Origin of the sequence: Adlercreutzia wanghongyangiae (genome assembly GCF_035989245.1) — a bacterium.
GTDB lineage: Bacteria > Actinomycetota > Coriobacteriia > Coriobacteriales > Eggerthellaceae > Adlercreutzia > Adlercreutzia wanghongyangiae.
Genome location: NZ_JAYMFF010000011.1, coordinates 87,068 through 101,251, shown reverse-complemented (window position 1 = coordinate 101,251; position 14,184 = coordinate 87,068). Strand labels below are relative to the sequence as shown.

The window sequence follows — 14,184 nt, the reverse complement described above, 5'->3', positions numbered from 1 at the left end:
GGGCGATAAACGATAGGCGCAGCGTGCTTTCCCTCCCGGTACGCTGCGCCCTTCGGCATGGAGGCGCGAGGAGGTGGGAATATGGCGGGGAAGCCCGAGCGTTCGGGAAAGACGCTGCTGCGCTCTGCCGAGCACTTGGCGACGGTGGTGCGCGGCGGCTGCGATGTCGTGTGGTCGCTGGTGCTGTTCAACGGCTGGGTGTTCGCCATGAGCTGGAGCGGCGTGTTCCGCGCGCCCTTTAGCGAAGATGCTTCGTCTTTGGTGCTCCATGGGCTGTGGCTCACGTCGCTTCTGGTGTGCACCGCCACCTTGCTGGTGTTTTTGGGGTTGCCGGGGCGGTGGCGCACGTTGCGGCGGGCTGGCGTGCACTTGGGAACGGGCTGCATGGCCGCCAGCGCGGTGTTAGCGGCACTCTCCCACGGTTTCGCGCCGTGGGGCGCGGCGCTTTTTGTCGCAAGTGCTTTGGCCTCGGGAGTGGGCACGGGCATTATGTCGGCTTATTGGGGCCGGGTGATCACGCGCTACGACGTCAGTACGGTCATGCAGTTCGTGGCGGTGGGGCTTGCCGGCGCCGCTCTGGTGACGCTGGCTGTGGCGTTGGTGCCTCCTGTTGCGGCCCATGGGCTGATGGTGGTTTTGCCGCTGCTTCTGGCACGCTCCTTCGTCCGGGCGGTGGGCGCCGAGGGATTCGACGGCGAGGCGGTCGGCCCTGCAGTGAAGCCCGCGGATCGGGCGGCAGCTGCCGAGAGGGGAAGGGCCGTAGGTGGCGAGGCCGGCGAAAAGACGACTGTCAAACCACCGGTGTCGAAGCATCTCACGCTGTTCTTGGCCTTGGCGGTGGTGTTGGGCGTATCGGCGGGCCTGTTGCGCGAGCTTATGGACGCCGATGTGACACTGGTTCAGAGGGCCGTGGTGTTTGGGGCGGCTACTTTGGGGGCGGCCGTTATGTTGCTGGGCTCTCGTGTGCCCAGCGAGGGCGAGTCTTTCGCCTTGTTCTATCGTGCCATTGCCTTTATTGCGGGGGCGTTCATCATTCTTACCGTCGTGGTGCAGCAGGCAGCGTACCAGTCGGCGTTGGCCTTGGGCCTGCATACCATGGGATTCATGTACTTCTATGGGTTGATGTGGGTGTTCTGCGTTCTGTACGCTCAGCAGGCCGCCGATCCCATGCGGGTGTTCGTCGCCGGCTTCTTCGCCAACCAGGCAGGTCAGATTGTTGGCGCCTGGGCTGGCGGCGGCGTGCAGGCGTTTCTGGGGTCGGCATCGTTTATGGCGACAGCGTCCAATGCCATGATCTATGTGCTGCTGTTTGCGGTTATCGTGCTGATGGCAAAGCTGAGCGCGCCAGTGGCAATGGGCATGCAAGAAGAGGACAAGCCTCCGACTTCTCTGGCCAGCGAGGCGGGTATGGCACTCGGCTGCGCGCGGGCGACGGAGCGTTTCGGGCTCACGCCGCGCGAAGCGGAGATTCTCCCTTGCCTGGTACGTGGCTACGATCGGGGCTATATTGCCGAGATGCTGGTCGTGTCGCCGGAAACGGTGAAGAGTCACACGCGCCACATTTACGAGAAGTTGGGGGTGCACACGCGCGTGGAGCTGTTCAACGCCGTGGCGGCATGCTTGGGGGAGTAGCGCCTGTATGCTTTGGCCTCACGGTTCGAATCCCCATCTCGCACGAATCTGATAGGCGGGCATTGTTGGAAGGGGGAGAAAAATGGCTGGGGTACTAGGATTCCCGCGTCCGCTTTGCGGACGCTCATAGCCCTTGCGCAAGCGCTGCGGGCCAAAATGCTAAGAACAGTCCACAGGACTGTTTTCTTAACGCATTTTCACCTCGCGGTTCGAATCTCCGTCTCGCACGAATCTGAAATGCACACGTTGCTGAAAGGGAGAAGAAAATGGCTGGGGTACTAGGATTCGAACCTAGGTAGCTGGTACCAAAAACCAGAGTCCTGCCGTTGGACGATACCCCAGTGCCAGGCGAAGTGAAAAAAGTGGTGGGCCCTGCGGGGATCGAACCCGCGACCTTGGGATTAAAAGTCCCCTGCTCTACCAACTGAGCTAAAGGCCCTTCTCTTCACGCAAGCGTATAGTTTACCGCTCGCGTCCTGTGCGGTCAATGTGAAATCGAGCGAGGGGATTCTGGGCGGGAAACGTAGCGGCTGCGCGGGTGGGGGGGGCGGTGACCGATCGATGGCGTTGCACTGTTGTTTCCGTGGGGAGAAGTCGCAACTGGTAAACTTAAGCGCGAACATCAGAGATGGCGGGGCCGAGGTCGCCGCCATGCGGGCGGTGCGTACCGCCCGTCGCACCCTTGGGGAGGCAATCATGCTGCATGCCCGTCACGATTCGGTCCGCCCGCATCTGCTAGAGGGCGGCTTCGGCCTAGAGAAGGAGTCGCTGCGCATCGACGGTGGCGGCTTTCTCGCCCACACTCCTGCCGATTTCGCCGACGACGTGCACATTGTGCGTGATTTCTCCGAGAACCAGGTAGAGGTGAACACACCGGTGTGCCCCACTCCCGCCGAGGCGGTGCAGTCGCTGGAGCACTACAACGGCCTCGTGCAGCAGGCCATCGCGAACTTGCCCGAGCGCGAGCTTCTGTGGCCCTTCTCCAATCCGCCTTATATCCTGGGGGAGAAGGACATTCCCATCGCGCAGTACTTCGGCGCCGATGCGGATAAAACAGCCTACCGCGAGTACCTCTCCGACCGCTACGGCCGCTACAAGATGGCCTTCTCGGGCATCCACGTCAACTACTCCCTCGGCGAGGAGCTCCTGCGCGCCGACTTCGCCCTGACGGGTGGCGACGACTTCAACGCCTACCGCGACAATCTGTACGTACGCCTGGCCGAGAACTGCGTCACTTGGGGCTGGATCCTCACGGCGGTGATGGCCGCGAGCCCCGTGATGGATTCATCGTTTGTGGAGAAAGGCAAGATCGGTGGCGACCTGTTCCAGGGTCTGGCGACGGTGCGCTGCTCGGAATTGGGCTACTGGAACTTCTTCGCGCCCATTCTGGATTACGCAGACGCCACTGCCTATGCCGACTCCATCCAGCGCTACATCGACAACGGCATGATTCGCTATCCCTCCGAGCTGTACTATCCCATCCGCCTGAAGAACTTCGGGCCCTACAGTTTGGAGGGCCTGAAGGAGGGCATCAGCCATATCGAGCTGCGCATGGTGGACTTGAACCCGCTCGTGCGTGCCGGCATCGACGAGCGCGATGTGCTGTTCAGCCAGCTGTTCTTGGTGTGGGCCGCCTCCACGGAGGGGCCGCGTTTGGCCGCGAAGGATCAGGTGCAGGCCGTGCAGAACTTCAAGAACGCGGCGCACTACGACCTGAAGACGGTGAAGATCGTGATGCCCGATGGCAGCGCGCACTCGGTGGTGAAGGCGGCGAAGAAGATCATCGATGCCATGGAGGAGTTCTACGACGACTTCGGCGAGTCGGTGCGGGAGTGCCTGGCCTTTCAGCGCCGCAAGTTCGACGAGCCCGAGACGCGCTATGCGTGGAAGATCCGCGAGGTGTTCGGCCAGGGCTTCGTCGCCCGCGGCCTGCAGCTCGCCCGCCAGCGCCAACGCGAGTACGTGGGGGAGTAGGGAAGCGATTCGGCCGTCTCGTGTGACCTTTTTGCGACGTGCGTATGAAGGGCGGCGGGGCTTACCCAGATCAGATGTCCTCCACGCCCAGGACGACGAGGACGCAGGCCAGCACCTCGGCGAGCGTATTGTCGTCGATGGCTCCGATGATCTCGGCCGCGTTTTCCTGCTCCCTCACATTGAGGTCCATGGCTCGAATGGCCTCGCACTGCACGAATCCGTGCACGTCGTTCCCCTCGGCGATAGGCACATGGAGCGGATAGCCGTTGTCTCGAGAGGTTATGGGCGCAAGAAGCGTAAGCGCGGACATACGGTTCACGTGCCAAGGGCTCAGCACCACCGCATAGTGTCTTCCCGCAGGCTCGTGACGACGAGACGGGTCGAAGTTGAGGCTGACGATGTCTCCTTGTTCGGCAATCATGGCTACGACCATGCTTCCAACTCGGCACCCAGCATGTCATCCGTCGGCCATGGAGCGGCCGCGTTTTGCCGAGCGGGCTTGTATCCCTCGAAAAGCGAATCAAAGGTGATGCCGCGTTTGGGTTGTACGCGCCGATGCTCGCGCTTGATGGGCGTGATCTCGATAATTCCGCGCTCTGTCGTTCCGATGCGCACGCTGTCGCCTGCGGAAAGGCCTACGGAGCGAAGAAGGCTCTTGGGTATGCGCACCGCCTCGGAGTTCCCCCACGATGCTATGTTTGTTGCAACCGACATGGAACGCTCCTTTCGTATATACATAAGTATATCCCATAATGCTGCTGTTGGGCAAGCGGAAGGAACCGTTTCCATTCGAAATGATCCCAGCACGTTAATCTGATTGCTGCAGAATACTGAAACGATAATGTATTCTTGTTTCTCCGGGAAGAGGATCCTGGGGGGGCTATCCTAGCAGGCTGTCTGCAAGTTGAGGCAATTGCGAAAAGGTGTGGCCGCTCAGCAAGGAGCTGGGCGGCCACACGGGGAGGCTTTCGGGCGGCGGTTGAGCGGTGACTGCCAGGGTGTCGCGCTACTCGTTCTCGGCGATGTGTTTGCCGGTGAGATAGCCGAAGGTCAGGCATGTGGCTCCCAGGTTCACGCCGCACAGTTGGAAGGTGTAGATGCCGGCGTAGAAGTCGCCCACCATGGTGCCCACATTGTAAAGGCCCGGTAGCGGCTCGTCGTTCTCGTCGCATACCTGCATGTGCTCGTTAGTCCTCAGGCCGCCGAGCACCGTCATCGCGTCGGGGGTGTCCTTGCTCGCAGCGAAGAAGGGACCCTGCTCGATAGGAGCAAGATATTCGGCGCCCTTGTGGAAGTCGGCATCGTTCCCGGCGGCACACAGTTCGTTGTAGTGTTTGATGGTATCGAGAGTCTCAATGGGCAAGTCCGCCATGGAGATGAGCTCCTCTAGGCTATCGGCGCGTATGTAGGCGCCGTTGTTGGCCTGCTCGTTCCACTGGGCTACCACCTCGTCGGGGGCGAGCGTGGGGGTAATGCCGTAGGCCGCTCCGAAGGGGTGCCAAGTGTCGCCCAGGAAGGCGGCATAGTTGCTGTCCCAGATGGCCGTGATCGTATGGTCGGGCTGCTGGAGTGCCGGCATGCCGCCGAGAGCGCTCGTGGCGGCCTCATTCATGTAGCGCTGGCCGTTCTTGTTCACCAGAAGACCCAGGAAGTTCTCCTGCAGCTGTCGCCAGGGGCCGCAGCAGATGTTGCCGCCCATGCAGCAGTTGGGGTCGATGTTCTGCCATGCTGCGCCGACCCACAGGCCCATGCGCTGGCCGTCGCCGCGGTACAGGCCTCCCATGTTGATGGTTATGTCGTAGTCGATATTCTCCTCGTCGATGCCTTCAAAGAAGGGGGCGGCCCAAGTGCAGTACTTCTCCATCATCTCGCGGTTGGCCGAAAAGTCGCCGGTGGCGAGCACGACGGCCTTTGCGGCCGCGTATTTAACGTAGGAGCCGTCGGCGGCTTGGGCGATGACGGCTTCAACGCGGCCCTCGGTGCCGTTGGCCTTTCCGCCGCGCACCAGCTGCTTGGCCACGGTGTTATAGGTGATGGTGCCTCCGGCCTTCTCAATTTCCCGGGCCAAGGTGTCCACGACCAGTGGCTGTCCGCCGCCGGCTATGGGCTCTTCGGACGTGCACCAGCTGTGGCTGCCCAAAGGCTGGTAGAAGGGACTCGTAGCCGGGAAGCCTGCGTTTTGCTCGAGCACGGTCATGTAGCCGGCGCTTTCCATGATGTCGATGAGCCAGTTCATCGATTCCTCGCTATGCTCGTAGTAACGAGCCCACTTCTGCTGGTCGGGCATATACGAGGCCTGGATCAGCTCGTTGGTCACTACGTCGTAGGGGATCTTCTCCACGCCGGCGGCTTCCATGGCCTTGCTGTAGATGCCGCAATTGGAGCCGCCACGGGCGACGGGCGCGCTGCTGGCGGAGAATAGCTGTACGGAAAGGCCATTCTCAAGGGCGGAAAGTGCCGTCACTAGACCGGAGGTGCCAGCCCCTACCACCACCACGTCGGCATCTACGGTATTTGCGATGGCGTCATCGGCGATGGCCTCGGGTGGCGTAAGGAACAACGGCTCCCCGGCGGTTGTCGCGCTGTCGTTGGAGCTGCTTTCGCCGGAGGCTGCCGTTTCAGTGTTGCTTGGCGCACAACCTGCGAGGCCGGCAGCAAGTCCGATGCTTCCCAGGGCTCCGGCGGTTTTGAAAAAGCTACGGCGGGTGATCTCTGCCATGAGGGTGTTCCTCCTCGATCTATTGGGTAAATAGGCGGGTAAATATGCTGCTAAGCTGAATTGATCTTGCGGTTATGAAGAACCCAGCGCCTCTAGGCGTCGCAGCGGGCAATGGCGGCCTGACCGGCGCACCGTCCGGAATTGATGTTGTTCGCCATGCAGGATGCAGGCATCATGACGGTGTAGGTGTCGCCGTACAAATTGCAGCCGTCGGTACCCACCGCCCAAAGGCCGGCAATGGGGTTGTCGTCGGCATCACAGACTTCGAATTTGCGGTTGGTCTTGATGCCTCCTATGGTGGAGAAGTAGAACAGTCCGTGCTCGAAAGCCCAGTAGGGACCCGACTCCATGGCCACCATCATTTCGGTCTCTTTGCCGAAATCGCTGTCGCGGCCGGCGGTGCACAACTCGTTGTAGCGAGCGAGCTGCGCGGCGAGCATGGGGCCGTCTACGCCGATTTGATCTGCGAGGTCTTCGATGGTGTCGGCCCGATAGACACCCTTTTCGCTGTCCTGCAATGCCTCGTCCGCTGCTTTGGAGAGGCTGTCGGCGATAGGCGGAACCGTGGCGTCGATGAGGGCCATCGTCTCAGTATTGGCAATGGTGAAAGAGCGCTTCTGACCCAGGATGCAGTTTGCGGCGAAGGCGGCATTGCCGGCGATGGCGTTCTCGTTGGTGAAGCGCTCGCCGTTCTGGTTGACGTACATAACGGGGCCTCCGTTGTGAATGCCCAGGGCACCGAAGGCCGATTCGAAGTCGCAGCCCAGCGTACCCGGCTCGCGCATCACGCAGCGCTTGTGCCGCTCGTCGACGCCGCCTGCCTCAACGGCCATGTCCAGGCCGTCGCCTTCGTGGCAGGGGAATCCCTTGCGGGAGACGCGCTCGGGGTCGATGCCCATCTCGCGCAGCTTGTCGTCGTTGTCGGCGTAACCGCCCGTGGCGAGGATGACGCCGCCGGGGCTGTTAATCTGGATAAAGGTTCCATCGGATGACTCGGCGATTATGCCGCATACCCCTGTGCCGTCGCTGACCAGCTGGCGTCCGCGCGTGCTCAGCAAGATTTCCACGCCCTGCGCCTCGGCTTTGGCCGTCATGGGGTTGATGTAGCCCTCCGCGGCGCCTCCCGCATACCAGTGGAACGCATCGAGTTTTCCCTGGCCGCGGTAGTTGTCCACGCCGTCGAACTGCACACCGTTGCCGATCAGCCAATCGATGTTGCCGGCCGATGCCTCGACGAGATCCTTCCAGGCCAGGGCGTCGATGAGATAGTTGAAGAAGTTGAACTCCGCGCCGATGACGTCCTCGAAGGTGAAGTTGATGCCCAGTTCCTTCTGCAGGGCGGACCCGCAGCCGAAGATGCCTTCGGTGCCGTGTCCGTTTCCGCCGGTAACGGTGTTCGCCTCCACGAGGATGACGTGCTTGCCTGTCTCCGATGCCGAGACGGCTGCGGCCAGTCCGGACATTCCACCGCCTACGACGACGATGTCGCAGTCCTTCGTCTCGCCGATGTCGTAGGTTGCGTTCTCGCTGCTGCCCTGGTCGCCGGTTGCGGCCAGGTTGTCCTCGCCGCCGGCCTTCGGCGCGCAGCCCGCGAGGTTTCCGGCGACGGCGACGCTGCCCAGCACTCCAGCGGTCTTGAGAAAGTTGCGGCGTGATATTGCGATCATGGTACCCTCCCTGTTCTCGTGCGGATTGGAGGCGGATTCGGTGGTGAATGCCGCCGTGGGAGAAGTATGGAGCCGCTCGATGCGCCTCGCATCGAGCGAAATGCTTTGATCTGGGCAAATCTTCTCAAGCATATTGCTTGATTTTCAGAAAAGGGGGCCTTTTCCAGATCGTGTGGGGGTGCTTCTGGTACAGTTTCCCTTTGGAGGGAGGGGGGAACGTGCCTAAGTCGCTCAAGCTGTATGCCAGCGGCCTGCTGTGGGCCTGGGGCTATCTCGTGCACTTTATATCGCCGGATTTTTTCGCTGGCTCCCATCTTGCGGGCTTGGGGTTCTCCGAAGACTCCTATTTGCTCTCTGCACTGTGTGGGTACGCTCTGGCGGTTCTTTTATGCGAGCGGAGAGGCCGGCGGGCTTGGATGCCCCTGTCGTGGGTGGGCTGCGCCGGAATGTTGGTGGGAGGCGGAGCCCTTGGCTGCCAAGCTTTTCTGCTTCCTTCCGTCGGTTGGCTTGCGGGCTTGGGTGGCGTTGCGGCGGGCGCCGGTATGGCTGCGTGCACGACAGTGTGGGGTGTCGTTCTGACGCAAATAGACCCCGAGGATGTGGAACGAACGGCACTGAGCTGGTGCGGAACGTTTGCGGCAGTGGTGCTCGTGGTTGGCTTCGCCTCGACGGCCTCCCGTCTTTTGCGTCCTGCCATTCTCGGTCTTCTGATGCTTCTTCCTGTAGGAGCCCAAATCGGCTTGTCCGGGCTTTTGCGAGCTGCGCTCCCGGATGCCGGCACGGGCTGTCGCGAGGGAGTGTCGCACTGCGCGCAGCTGCGCTTGCGGCTCGAGAGCCTTGGTCCGCTTGTCAACCTACTGTGTGCTTTCTTTTCCCTCTCCTTCATTTGGTCGGTTGTGTCCTCCCTTCAAAACGGCACGTTTTTCACCATCATGGGTTTTTTCGCGTTGGCAGCCATGGTGCTGTGGGGCGTGCTTTGGCTCGCCCTGCGGTATACGCGGCGGTTCGGCCTCTCCACCCTGTACCGCTGGGCCCTTCCCCTGACGTTGGGGGGAATCGCGTGCGCTTCTTTGGGTTTCGGGCCGTTCATGTCGGCCGCGTTCATCATGGTTCTCGTGGTCGATCTGGGATTCGAGATCGTGGCAAAGCTTTTCTTCGTCTACGTTGCCAAGCGCTGGCGCGGCCACGAGGCCGCCGCCTTTGCGCTGGGCATGGCGGTGATCAACGCGGCGGGGCTCTTCGGATCGCTTCTATGGAGTGGATTGCGGCCCGTGGCGGCTCAAATCGGGTTTCCCACCCTCATGCTCTTTGCCCTTATTCCCTTTGTCGTTGCCGTGGCCCTTGTGCTGGGGAACAGTCGTGATTCGGTGGTGAGGGCTGTCGACGAATCATCTAGTTCGGCGGTCGTAGCATCGGAAGGCGTCGGGGAAGAGGGGATAGATCCGGTAGCGCAGTTGGGCGCAGCTTTGGAGCGGGCTTACCGCCTCACACCGCGCGAGGCGGAGGTGGTCGCGCTGCTCGCACAGGGGCGCAGCCGATCCTATGTGCGCGAGGCGCTGTTCATCTCCAAGGGCACGGTGGACACCCATGCCTACCACGCCTATGCGAAGATGGGCATCAAGACCAAAGACGAGCTCATGCGATTGGTGGATGGCTTGCAAGATGCTTAGCGCATCTGCTTGCGGGCGGCTTGCATCGTTCTTTCTGGTGTGCTATTATCCCCTCTTGCCGACAAGGCGGCGGCGCTCTGGCAGCGCGAATAATACCTGGCGGCTCCGGTTGATCTCCGAGAGCTGCGCGGCTCGACCGCAGGCCTGACAAGCAGGTCATTTCAAAGCCAAATCCGCTTTTTGGTTTTTTACGCCCTTGTGCAAATTTCTTCTTCATTTTCCCTTGCGCTTTTGCTACTATTTTGCGTTGCTGCTTTATCAGTCCGCTTGGAGGAGCAACTTTTGGCTAAAGAAGATGTAATCGAACTCGAGGGCACGGTGCTCGAAGCCCTGCCCAACGCGATGTTCAAGGTGGAACTCGAGAACGGCCACACCATTCTCGCCCACATTTCCGGCAAGATGCGCATGCACTACATCAAGATCCTGCCCGGAGACCGTGTCACGGTGGAGCTGTCGGTGTACGACCTCAACCGCGGCCGCATCACCTACCGCTTCAAGTAGGCTTATCCACGCTGATCGAACGGCGCCCCCGCGAAGACCCGGATCCTTCGCGCCAGGGCTACAGCTGAGAAAACAATCGCCAGCGGCTGGGCGTGCACGTATAGAACGATCCGCATACCGAAAGGAAACGACATGAAGGTACGTCCCTCGGTCAAGAAGATGTGCGACAAGTGCAAGATCATCCGACGCCATGGCAAGATCCTCGTGATTTGCGAGAATCCGCGCCATAAGCAGCGTCAGGGCTAGGAAGAAAGGACTCGATAAGAACATGGCACGTCTCGTTGGTGTCGATCTTCCCCGCAATAAGCGCATTGAGATCGCCTTGACCTACATTTACGGCATTGGCCTCACTACGGCCAAGCAGATCATCGCCGCTACCGGCGTTGACCCCGACATTCGCGTGAAGGACCTCTCCGAGGAAGACCTCGCGAAGCTGCGCGACTACATCCAGCAGAACCTGAAGGTGGAGGGCGACCTGCACCGCGAGGTTTCGCAGAACGTGAAGCGCCTCATGGAGATCGGTTGCTATCGCGGCCTGCGTCATCGTCGCGGCCTGCCCGTTCGCGGTCAGCGCACGCACACGAACGCTCGTACCCGCAAGGGTCCGCGCAAGCAAATCGGCGGCAAGAAGAAGTAGTGAGGTAAGCAAACCGTGGCTAAGAAGCAAGTACGTACGCGCATCAAGCGCTCGGAGCGTAAGAACATTGCCGTGGGCGCCGCTCACATCAAGTCTACGTTCAACAACACCATCGTCTCCATCACCGATCCCCAGGGCAACGTGATCTCCTGGCAGTCCGCGGGCACCGTGGGCTTCAAGGGCTCCCGCAAGTCCACGCCGTTCGCCGCGCAGATGGCCGCTGAGGCCGCCGCGAAGACGGCTATGGAGCACGGCCTGAAGAAGGTCGCCGTCTACGTGAAGGGCCCGGGTTCCGGTCGCGAGACCGCTATCCGCTCCCTCCAGGCTGCCGGCCTCGAAGTGGCCTCCATCCAGGACTGCACCCCCATCCCGCACAACGGCTGCCGTCCGCGCAAGCGTCGTCGCGTGTAACTGAAAGGATCGTACATTATGGCAATCAACAGAACTCCGGTTCTTAAGCGCTGCCGTCAGCTGGGCATCGATCCTGTGGTGCTCGGTTACTCCAGCAAGAAGGAATCCATCCGCCAGCCCAAGCGTCGCCGCAAGGAGAGCGAGTACGCTATGCAGCTGCGCGAGAAGCAGAAGGCCAAGTTTATCTACGGTGTGCTCGAGAAGCAGTTCCGCGGATACTTCAAGCGCGCCAAGTCCATGCAGGGTCAGACTGGTGAGAACCTCATGACCATCCTGGAGACCCGTCTCGATAACGTGGTCTTCCGCCTGGGCTTCGCCCGCACCCGCAAGGAAGCCCGTCAGATGGTCACTCACGGCCACATCTGCGTGAACGGCCGCCGCGTGGACATCCCGTCCTTCCGCGTGCGTGCCGGCGAGCTCGTCTCGGTGGCTCCCAAGGCCAAGGATCTCCTCGTCGTGAAGAGCGCGCTGGTTTCCAACGAGCGCGTGCAGGTGCCCGCGTGGCTCGAGATCGACATCGAGAAGCTGCAGGGCAGCGTGCTGTCCCTCCCGACGCGTGACCAGATCGATCTGGACATCAACGAGCAGCTCATCGTCGAACTGTACTCGAAATAATCGCGGCTTTTTAAGGAGGCTACTCACACATGACAGAGTTCATGAGGCCTACAGTAACTACGGAGGAAGTCAACGACACCGTTGCCCGTTACATTGTCGAGCCGCTCGAGCGCGGTTACGGCAACACGCTGGGCAACTCCATGCGTCGCGTGCTGCTCTCCTCGCTGGACGGGGCCAAGGCCACCGCTATCCAGATCGAGGGCGTGCAGCATGAGTTCACCACTGCCGAAGGCGTCATCGAGGACATCACCGACATCGTGCTGAACGTGAAGGGCCTGGTGTTCTCCCAGGTGTCCGACGAGGCCGACGAGGCGACCGCGCACGTGTTCGCCGAGGGTCCCTGCACGGTGACCGGCGCCGACCTGGAGGTTCCGGGCCAGTTCAACCTGGTGAACCCGGATCACGTCATCGCCACGGTGGCCGACGGTGGCCAGCTGGACATGACCATCCGCATCGGCGTGGGTCGCGGCTATGTGTCCGCCGAGCGCAACAAGCGCACGGAGGATCCCATCGGCATCATCCACGTGGACTCGCTGTTCTCGCCGGTTCGTCGCTGCACGATGAACGTGACCGACACCCGCGTGGGCCAGCGCACCGACTACGACAAGCTGGTTCTGGAAGTTGAGACCGACGGCTCCATCGACCCCACCGAGGCGGTGTGCCGCGCGGCCAACATCATCAACCAGTACATGGGCGCGTTTCTGGCCCTGGCCGCCACGGGCGAGGAGGAAGAGGGCGAGGCCCCGTCCATCTTCGCGCCGGAAGGTCAGGAGTCCAACGCCGAGCTGGACAAGCAGATCGAGGATTTGGATCTGTCCGTCCGCTCCTACAATTGCCTGAAGCGTGCGGGCATCCACTCCGTGCGCCAGCTCGTCGAGTTCTCCGAGAACGACCTGCTGAACATCAGAAACTTTGGTGCGAAGTCCATCGAGGAAGTGAAGGACAAGCTCATTTCCATGGACCTCAATTTGAAGCTTTAGGAGACACGAGATATGAGACACAACAAGAAGGGGCGGAAGCTCGGCACCGACTGGAGCCACACTAAGGCCATGAAGCGCAGCCTGGTGGCCGCTCTGTTCCTGAACGACCGCATCAAGACGGTGGAGGCTCGCGCCAAGGAGATCCGCCCCGATGTGGACAAGGTCATCACCTGGGCCAAGCGCGGCGATCTGCATTCCCGCCGTCTGGCCATCGCCTACCTGAACGACAAGGAACTGGTCCGCGAGATCTTCGAGAAGGTTTCCCAGGGCATGTTCCAGGATCGTCCCGGCGGCTACACCCGCATCATGAAGCTGGGCCCCCGCAAGGGCGACAACGCCCCCATGGTCATCATGGAGCTCGTGACTGAGCCCTGTGTGCCCAAGGCCGAGCGCCAGGCTGCCGCCGCCAAGAAGGCTGCTCCGAAGAAGGCCGCCCCCAAGAAGGTGACCAAGAAGGAGGAGAAGGCCGAGGAGAAGTCCGAGGAGCTCGCCGAGAACCTCGGCTTCGAGGACGACGGCAAGATCGAGCAGATCGAGGCCGTGGACGCTGCTGAGAAGTCCGAGGCCGTCGAGGAGGCTCGCGAGGAGGCCGAGAAGGCTGAGGAGAAGGCCGCCAAGGAGGCCGAGACCGTCGACGCCGAGAAGATCGAAGAGGAGAAGGCCGACGTCAAGTAGGCGCCTTTCCCGATCGTTCGGATGCGCCCAGTTGCGGCCAGCCGCATGAGCCGCAAAAGGGAACATCGTTCTATACGAAAGCGACCACCTTCGGGTGGTCGCTTTTCTTTTGCGTAGCAAGGGGGGTTCAATTGCTTGGGAAATGACGGGTAGCGTAGTCGGAGGGGGCGTTTCGTGCGGAATACTCTCAGTTTTCCCAGGTCAGTTTCTTCGAAGTCTTCCTGTTCCACGCCTTAAGCTACGCTACCCGTCATTTTCCAAGCAATAGGCTTAGTGTCGGCAAGGCAACGCTCGTCCAACCTCTGAATTACTATCGGGTCGCTCAGGTTTGCGTAGACAATGCGGCCCATAGAATAGGTTTTGCAAGGGCACGGGTACGCGCTCTTACGAGACAGTTCACGACGATCGTTGCGAAGCGAAAGGAGCCGTATCATGGCTGACAAGGATACGCTGATGAAGGAGTTCGTCGACACCGAGGCTGCCAAGACCGAGGATGCCGTCAAGGATCTGGAGCGCATCGAGGAAGAGGTGATGGCCGAGGCCACCATGTCCACCGAGTTCGATGACGCGCTCGGCAACGAGCAGGCTGCCGCCGAGGCCGCCGAGACCGCCTTCGAGTTTGATCAGGCGAAGATCGGCACCGCCGGCATTGGCGAGGCCCTATAACAACAGCGACCGCCCTGTGAGGCGGCGTACGCGATCG

15 protein-coding genes and 2 tRNA genes are annotated in these 14,184 nt (G+C 61.3%); 11 read left to right on the top strand and 6 right to left on the bottom strand.

The genetic code is table 11. The annotated features are described in order from the left end of the window. Positions 1 to 81 precede the first annotated feature (81 nt). Positions 82 to 1,632 carry a helix-turn-helix transcriptional regulator gene (locus VIN30_RS06605; RefSeq protein ID WP_338210237.1) on the top strand — a complete coding sequence of 517 codons (1,551 nt, stop codon included), beginning with the start codon at positions 82 to 84 and terminating at the stop codon, positions 1,630 to 1,632. Positions 1,633 to 1,899: 267 nt separating this feature from the next. Here the strand turns inward: VIN30_RS06605 and VIN30_RS06600 are convergent. Then, a tRNA-Gln gene (locus tag VIN30_RS06600) sits at positions 1,900 to 1,973 on the bottom strand. 22 nt (positions 1,974 to 1,995) lie between these two features. Continuing rightward, positions 1,996 to 2,071 (bottom strand) — tRNA-Lys (locus VIN30_RS06595). A 257-nt stretch (positions 2,072 to 2,328) separates the two neighbouring features. Here VIN30_RS06595 and VIN30_RS06590 point away from each other — a divergent pair. Next, on the top strand, positions 2,329 to 3,606 hold the full coding sequence (locus VIN30_RS06590; RefSeq protein WP_338210235.1) for a hypothetical protein: 1,278 nt from the start codon (positions 2,329 to 2,331) through the stop codon (positions 3,604 to 3,606). A 70-nt stretch (positions 3,607 to 3,676) separates the two neighbouring features. On the opposite strand, the gene VIN30_RS06585 is transcribed toward VIN30_RS06590, so the two are convergent. The 4 genes from VIN30_RS06585 to VIN30_RS06570 all read right to left on the bottom strand — a co-directional run bounded on the left by VIN30_RS06585 (position 3,677) and on the right by VIN30_RS06570 (position 7,992). After that, positions 3,677 to 4,027, bottom strand: a complete 351-nt coding sequence (locus VIN30_RS06585; protein ID WP_338210233.1) for a type II toxin-antitoxin system PemK/MazF family toxin — start codon at positions 4,025 to 4,027, stop codon at positions 3,677 to 3,679. Between the two features lie 2 nt (positions 4,028 to 4,029). Further along, the gene (locus VIN30_RS06580) at positions 4,030 to 4,320 is read right to left on the bottom strand and encodes an AbrB/MazE/SpoVT family DNA-binding domain-containing protein (protein ID WP_326424477.1); all 291 of its coding nucleotides are present in this window, start codon (positions 4,318 to 4,320) and stop codon (positions 4,030 to 4,032) included. Positions 4,321 to 4,612: 292 nt separating this feature from the next. Then, positions 4,613 to 6,325 carry an FAD-binding protein gene (locus VIN30_RS06575; protein WP_338210230.1) on the bottom strand — a complete coding sequence of 571 codons (1,713 nt, stop codon included), beginning with the start codon at positions 6,323 to 6,325 and terminating at the stop codon, positions 4,613 to 4,615. 92 nt (positions 6,326 to 6,417) lie between these two features. Then, positions 6,418 to 7,992: an FAD-dependent oxidoreductase gene (locus VIN30_RS06570; protein ID WP_338210228.1), complete on the bottom strand. Its 1,575-nt coding sequence runs from the start codon at positions 7,990 to 7,992 to the stop codon at positions 6,418 to 6,420. Between the two features lie 137 nt (positions 7,993 to 8,129). Between VIN30_RS06570 and VIN30_RS06565 the strand changes: the two genes are divergently transcribed. The 9 genes from VIN30_RS06565 to VIN30_RS06525 all read left to right on the top strand — a co-directional run bounded on the left by VIN30_RS06565 (position 8,130) and on the right by VIN30_RS06525 (position 14,147). Beyond that, complete coding sequence (locus tag VIN30_RS06565; protein WP_338210226.1) at positions 8,130 to 9,662, top strand: helix-turn-helix transcriptional regulator; 1,533 nt, start codon at positions 8,130 to 8,132, stop codon at positions 9,660 to 9,662. A gap of 282 nt (positions 9,663 to 9,944) precedes the next feature. Beyond that, positions 9,945 to 10,163: a translation initiation factor IF-1 gene (infA, locus tag VIN30_RS06560; protein ID WP_016309306.1), complete on the top strand. Its 219-nt coding sequence runs from the start codon at positions 9,945 to 9,947 to the stop codon at positions 10,161 to 10,163. A gap of 132 nt (positions 10,164 to 10,295) precedes the next feature. Next, the gene (gene rpmJ / locus VIN30_RS06555) at positions 10,296 to 10,409 is read left to right on the top strand and encodes a 50S ribosomal protein L36 (RefSeq protein WP_016309305.1); all 114 of its coding nucleotides are present in this window, start codon (positions 10,296 to 10,298) and stop codon (positions 10,407 to 10,409) included. A gap of 22 nt (positions 10,410 to 10,431) precedes the next feature. After that, a complete protein-coding gene (gene rpsM, locus VIN30_RS06550) occupies positions 10,432 to 10,800 on the top strand; it encodes a 30S ribosomal protein S13 (RefSeq protein ID WP_326424474.1) in 369 nt (122 codons plus the stop codon). Positions 10,801 to 10,815: 15 nt separating this feature from the next. Next, entirely contained in the window at positions 10,816 to 11,211 is a 396-nt protein-coding gene (rpsK, locus tag VIN30_RS06545; RefSeq protein WP_296013230.1) for a 30S ribosomal protein S11, read from the top strand. Between the two features lie 18 nt (positions 11,212 to 11,229). Continuing rightward, the gene (rpsD, locus tag VIN30_RS06540) at positions 11,230 to 11,826 is read left to right on the top strand and encodes a 30S ribosomal protein S4 (protein WP_326424472.1); all 597 of its coding nucleotides are present in this window, start codon (positions 11,230 to 11,232) and stop codon (positions 11,824 to 11,826) included. A 29-nt stretch (positions 11,827 to 11,855) separates the two neighbouring features. Next, positions 11,856 to 12,806, top strand: coding sequence for a DNA-directed RNA polymerase subunit alpha (locus VIN30_RS06535; RefSeq protein WP_016309301.1), 951 nt, complete (start codon positions 11,856 to 11,858; stop codon positions 12,804 to 12,806). Between the two features lie 12 nt (positions 12,807 to 12,818). Continuing rightward, the gene (gene rplQ / locus VIN30_RS11570) at positions 12,819 to 13,481 is read left to right on the top strand and encodes a 50S ribosomal protein L17 (protein ID WP_326424470.1); all 663 of its coding nucleotides are present in this window, start codon (positions 12,819 to 12,821) and stop codon (positions 13,479 to 13,481) included. A gap of 432 nt (positions 13,482 to 13,913) precedes the next feature. Further along, positions 13,914 to 14,147 carry a BAG1 BAG family molecular chaperone regulator 1 gene (locus VIN30_RS06525; protein WP_326424469.1) on the top strand — a complete coding sequence of 78 codons (234 nt, stop codon included), beginning with the start codon at positions 13,914 to 13,916 and terminating at the stop codon, positions 14,145 to 14,147. Positions 14,148 to 14,184 lie beyond the last annotated feature (37 nt).

What these genes read in the sequence shown, in the direction of transcription:
- VIN30_RS06605 (WP_338210237.1), top strand. Translation starts at nt 82, where the DNA reads ATGGCGGGGAAGCCCGAGCGTTCGGGAAAGACGCTGCTGCGCTCTGCC.
- VIN30_RS06590 (WP_338210235.1), top strand. Translation starts at nt 2,329, where the DNA reads ATGCTGCATGCCCGTCACGATTCGGTCCGCCCGCATCTGCTAGAGGGC.
- VIN30_RS06585 (WP_338210233.1), bottom strand. Translation starts at nt 4,027, where the DNA reads ATGATTGCCGAACAAGGAGACATCGTCAGCCTCAACTTCGACCCGTCT.
- VIN30_RS06580 (WP_326424477.1), bottom strand. Translation starts at nt 4,320, where the DNA reads ATGTCGGTTGCAACAAACATAGCATCGTGGGGGAACTCCGAGGCGGTG.
- VIN30_RS06575 (WP_338210230.1), bottom strand. Translation starts at nt 6,325, where the DNA reads ATGGCAGAGATCACCCGCCGTAGCTTTTTCAAAACCGCCGGAGCCCTG.
- VIN30_RS06570 (WP_338210228.1), bottom strand. Translation starts at nt 7,992, where the DNA reads ATGATCGCAATATCACGCCGCAACTTTCTCAAGACCGCTGGAGTGCTG.
- rpmJ (WP_016309305.1), top strand. Translation starts at nt 10,296, where the DNA reads ATGAAGGTACGTCCCTCGGTCAAGAAGATGTGCGACAAGTGCAAGATC.
- rpsM (WP_326424474.1), top strand. Translation starts at nt 10,432, where the DNA reads ATGGCACGTCTCGTTGGTGTCGATCTTCCCCGCAATAAGCGCATTGAG.
- rpsD (WP_326424472.1), top strand. Translation starts at nt 11,230, where the DNA reads ATGGCAATCAACAGAACTCCGGTTCTTAAGCGCTGCCGTCAGCTGGGC.
- VIN30_RS06535 (WP_016309301.1), top strand. Translation starts at nt 11,856, where the DNA reads ATGACAGAGTTCATGAGGCCTACAGTAACTACGGAGGAAGTCAACGAC.
- rplQ (WP_326424470.1), top strand. Translation starts at nt 12,819, where the DNA reads ATGAGACACAACAAGAAGGGGCGGAAGCTCGGCACCGACTGGAGCCAC.
- VIN30_RS06525 (WP_326424469.1), top strand. Translation starts at nt 13,914, where the DNA reads ATGGCTGACAAGGATACGCTGATGAAGGAGTTCGTCGACACCGAGGCT.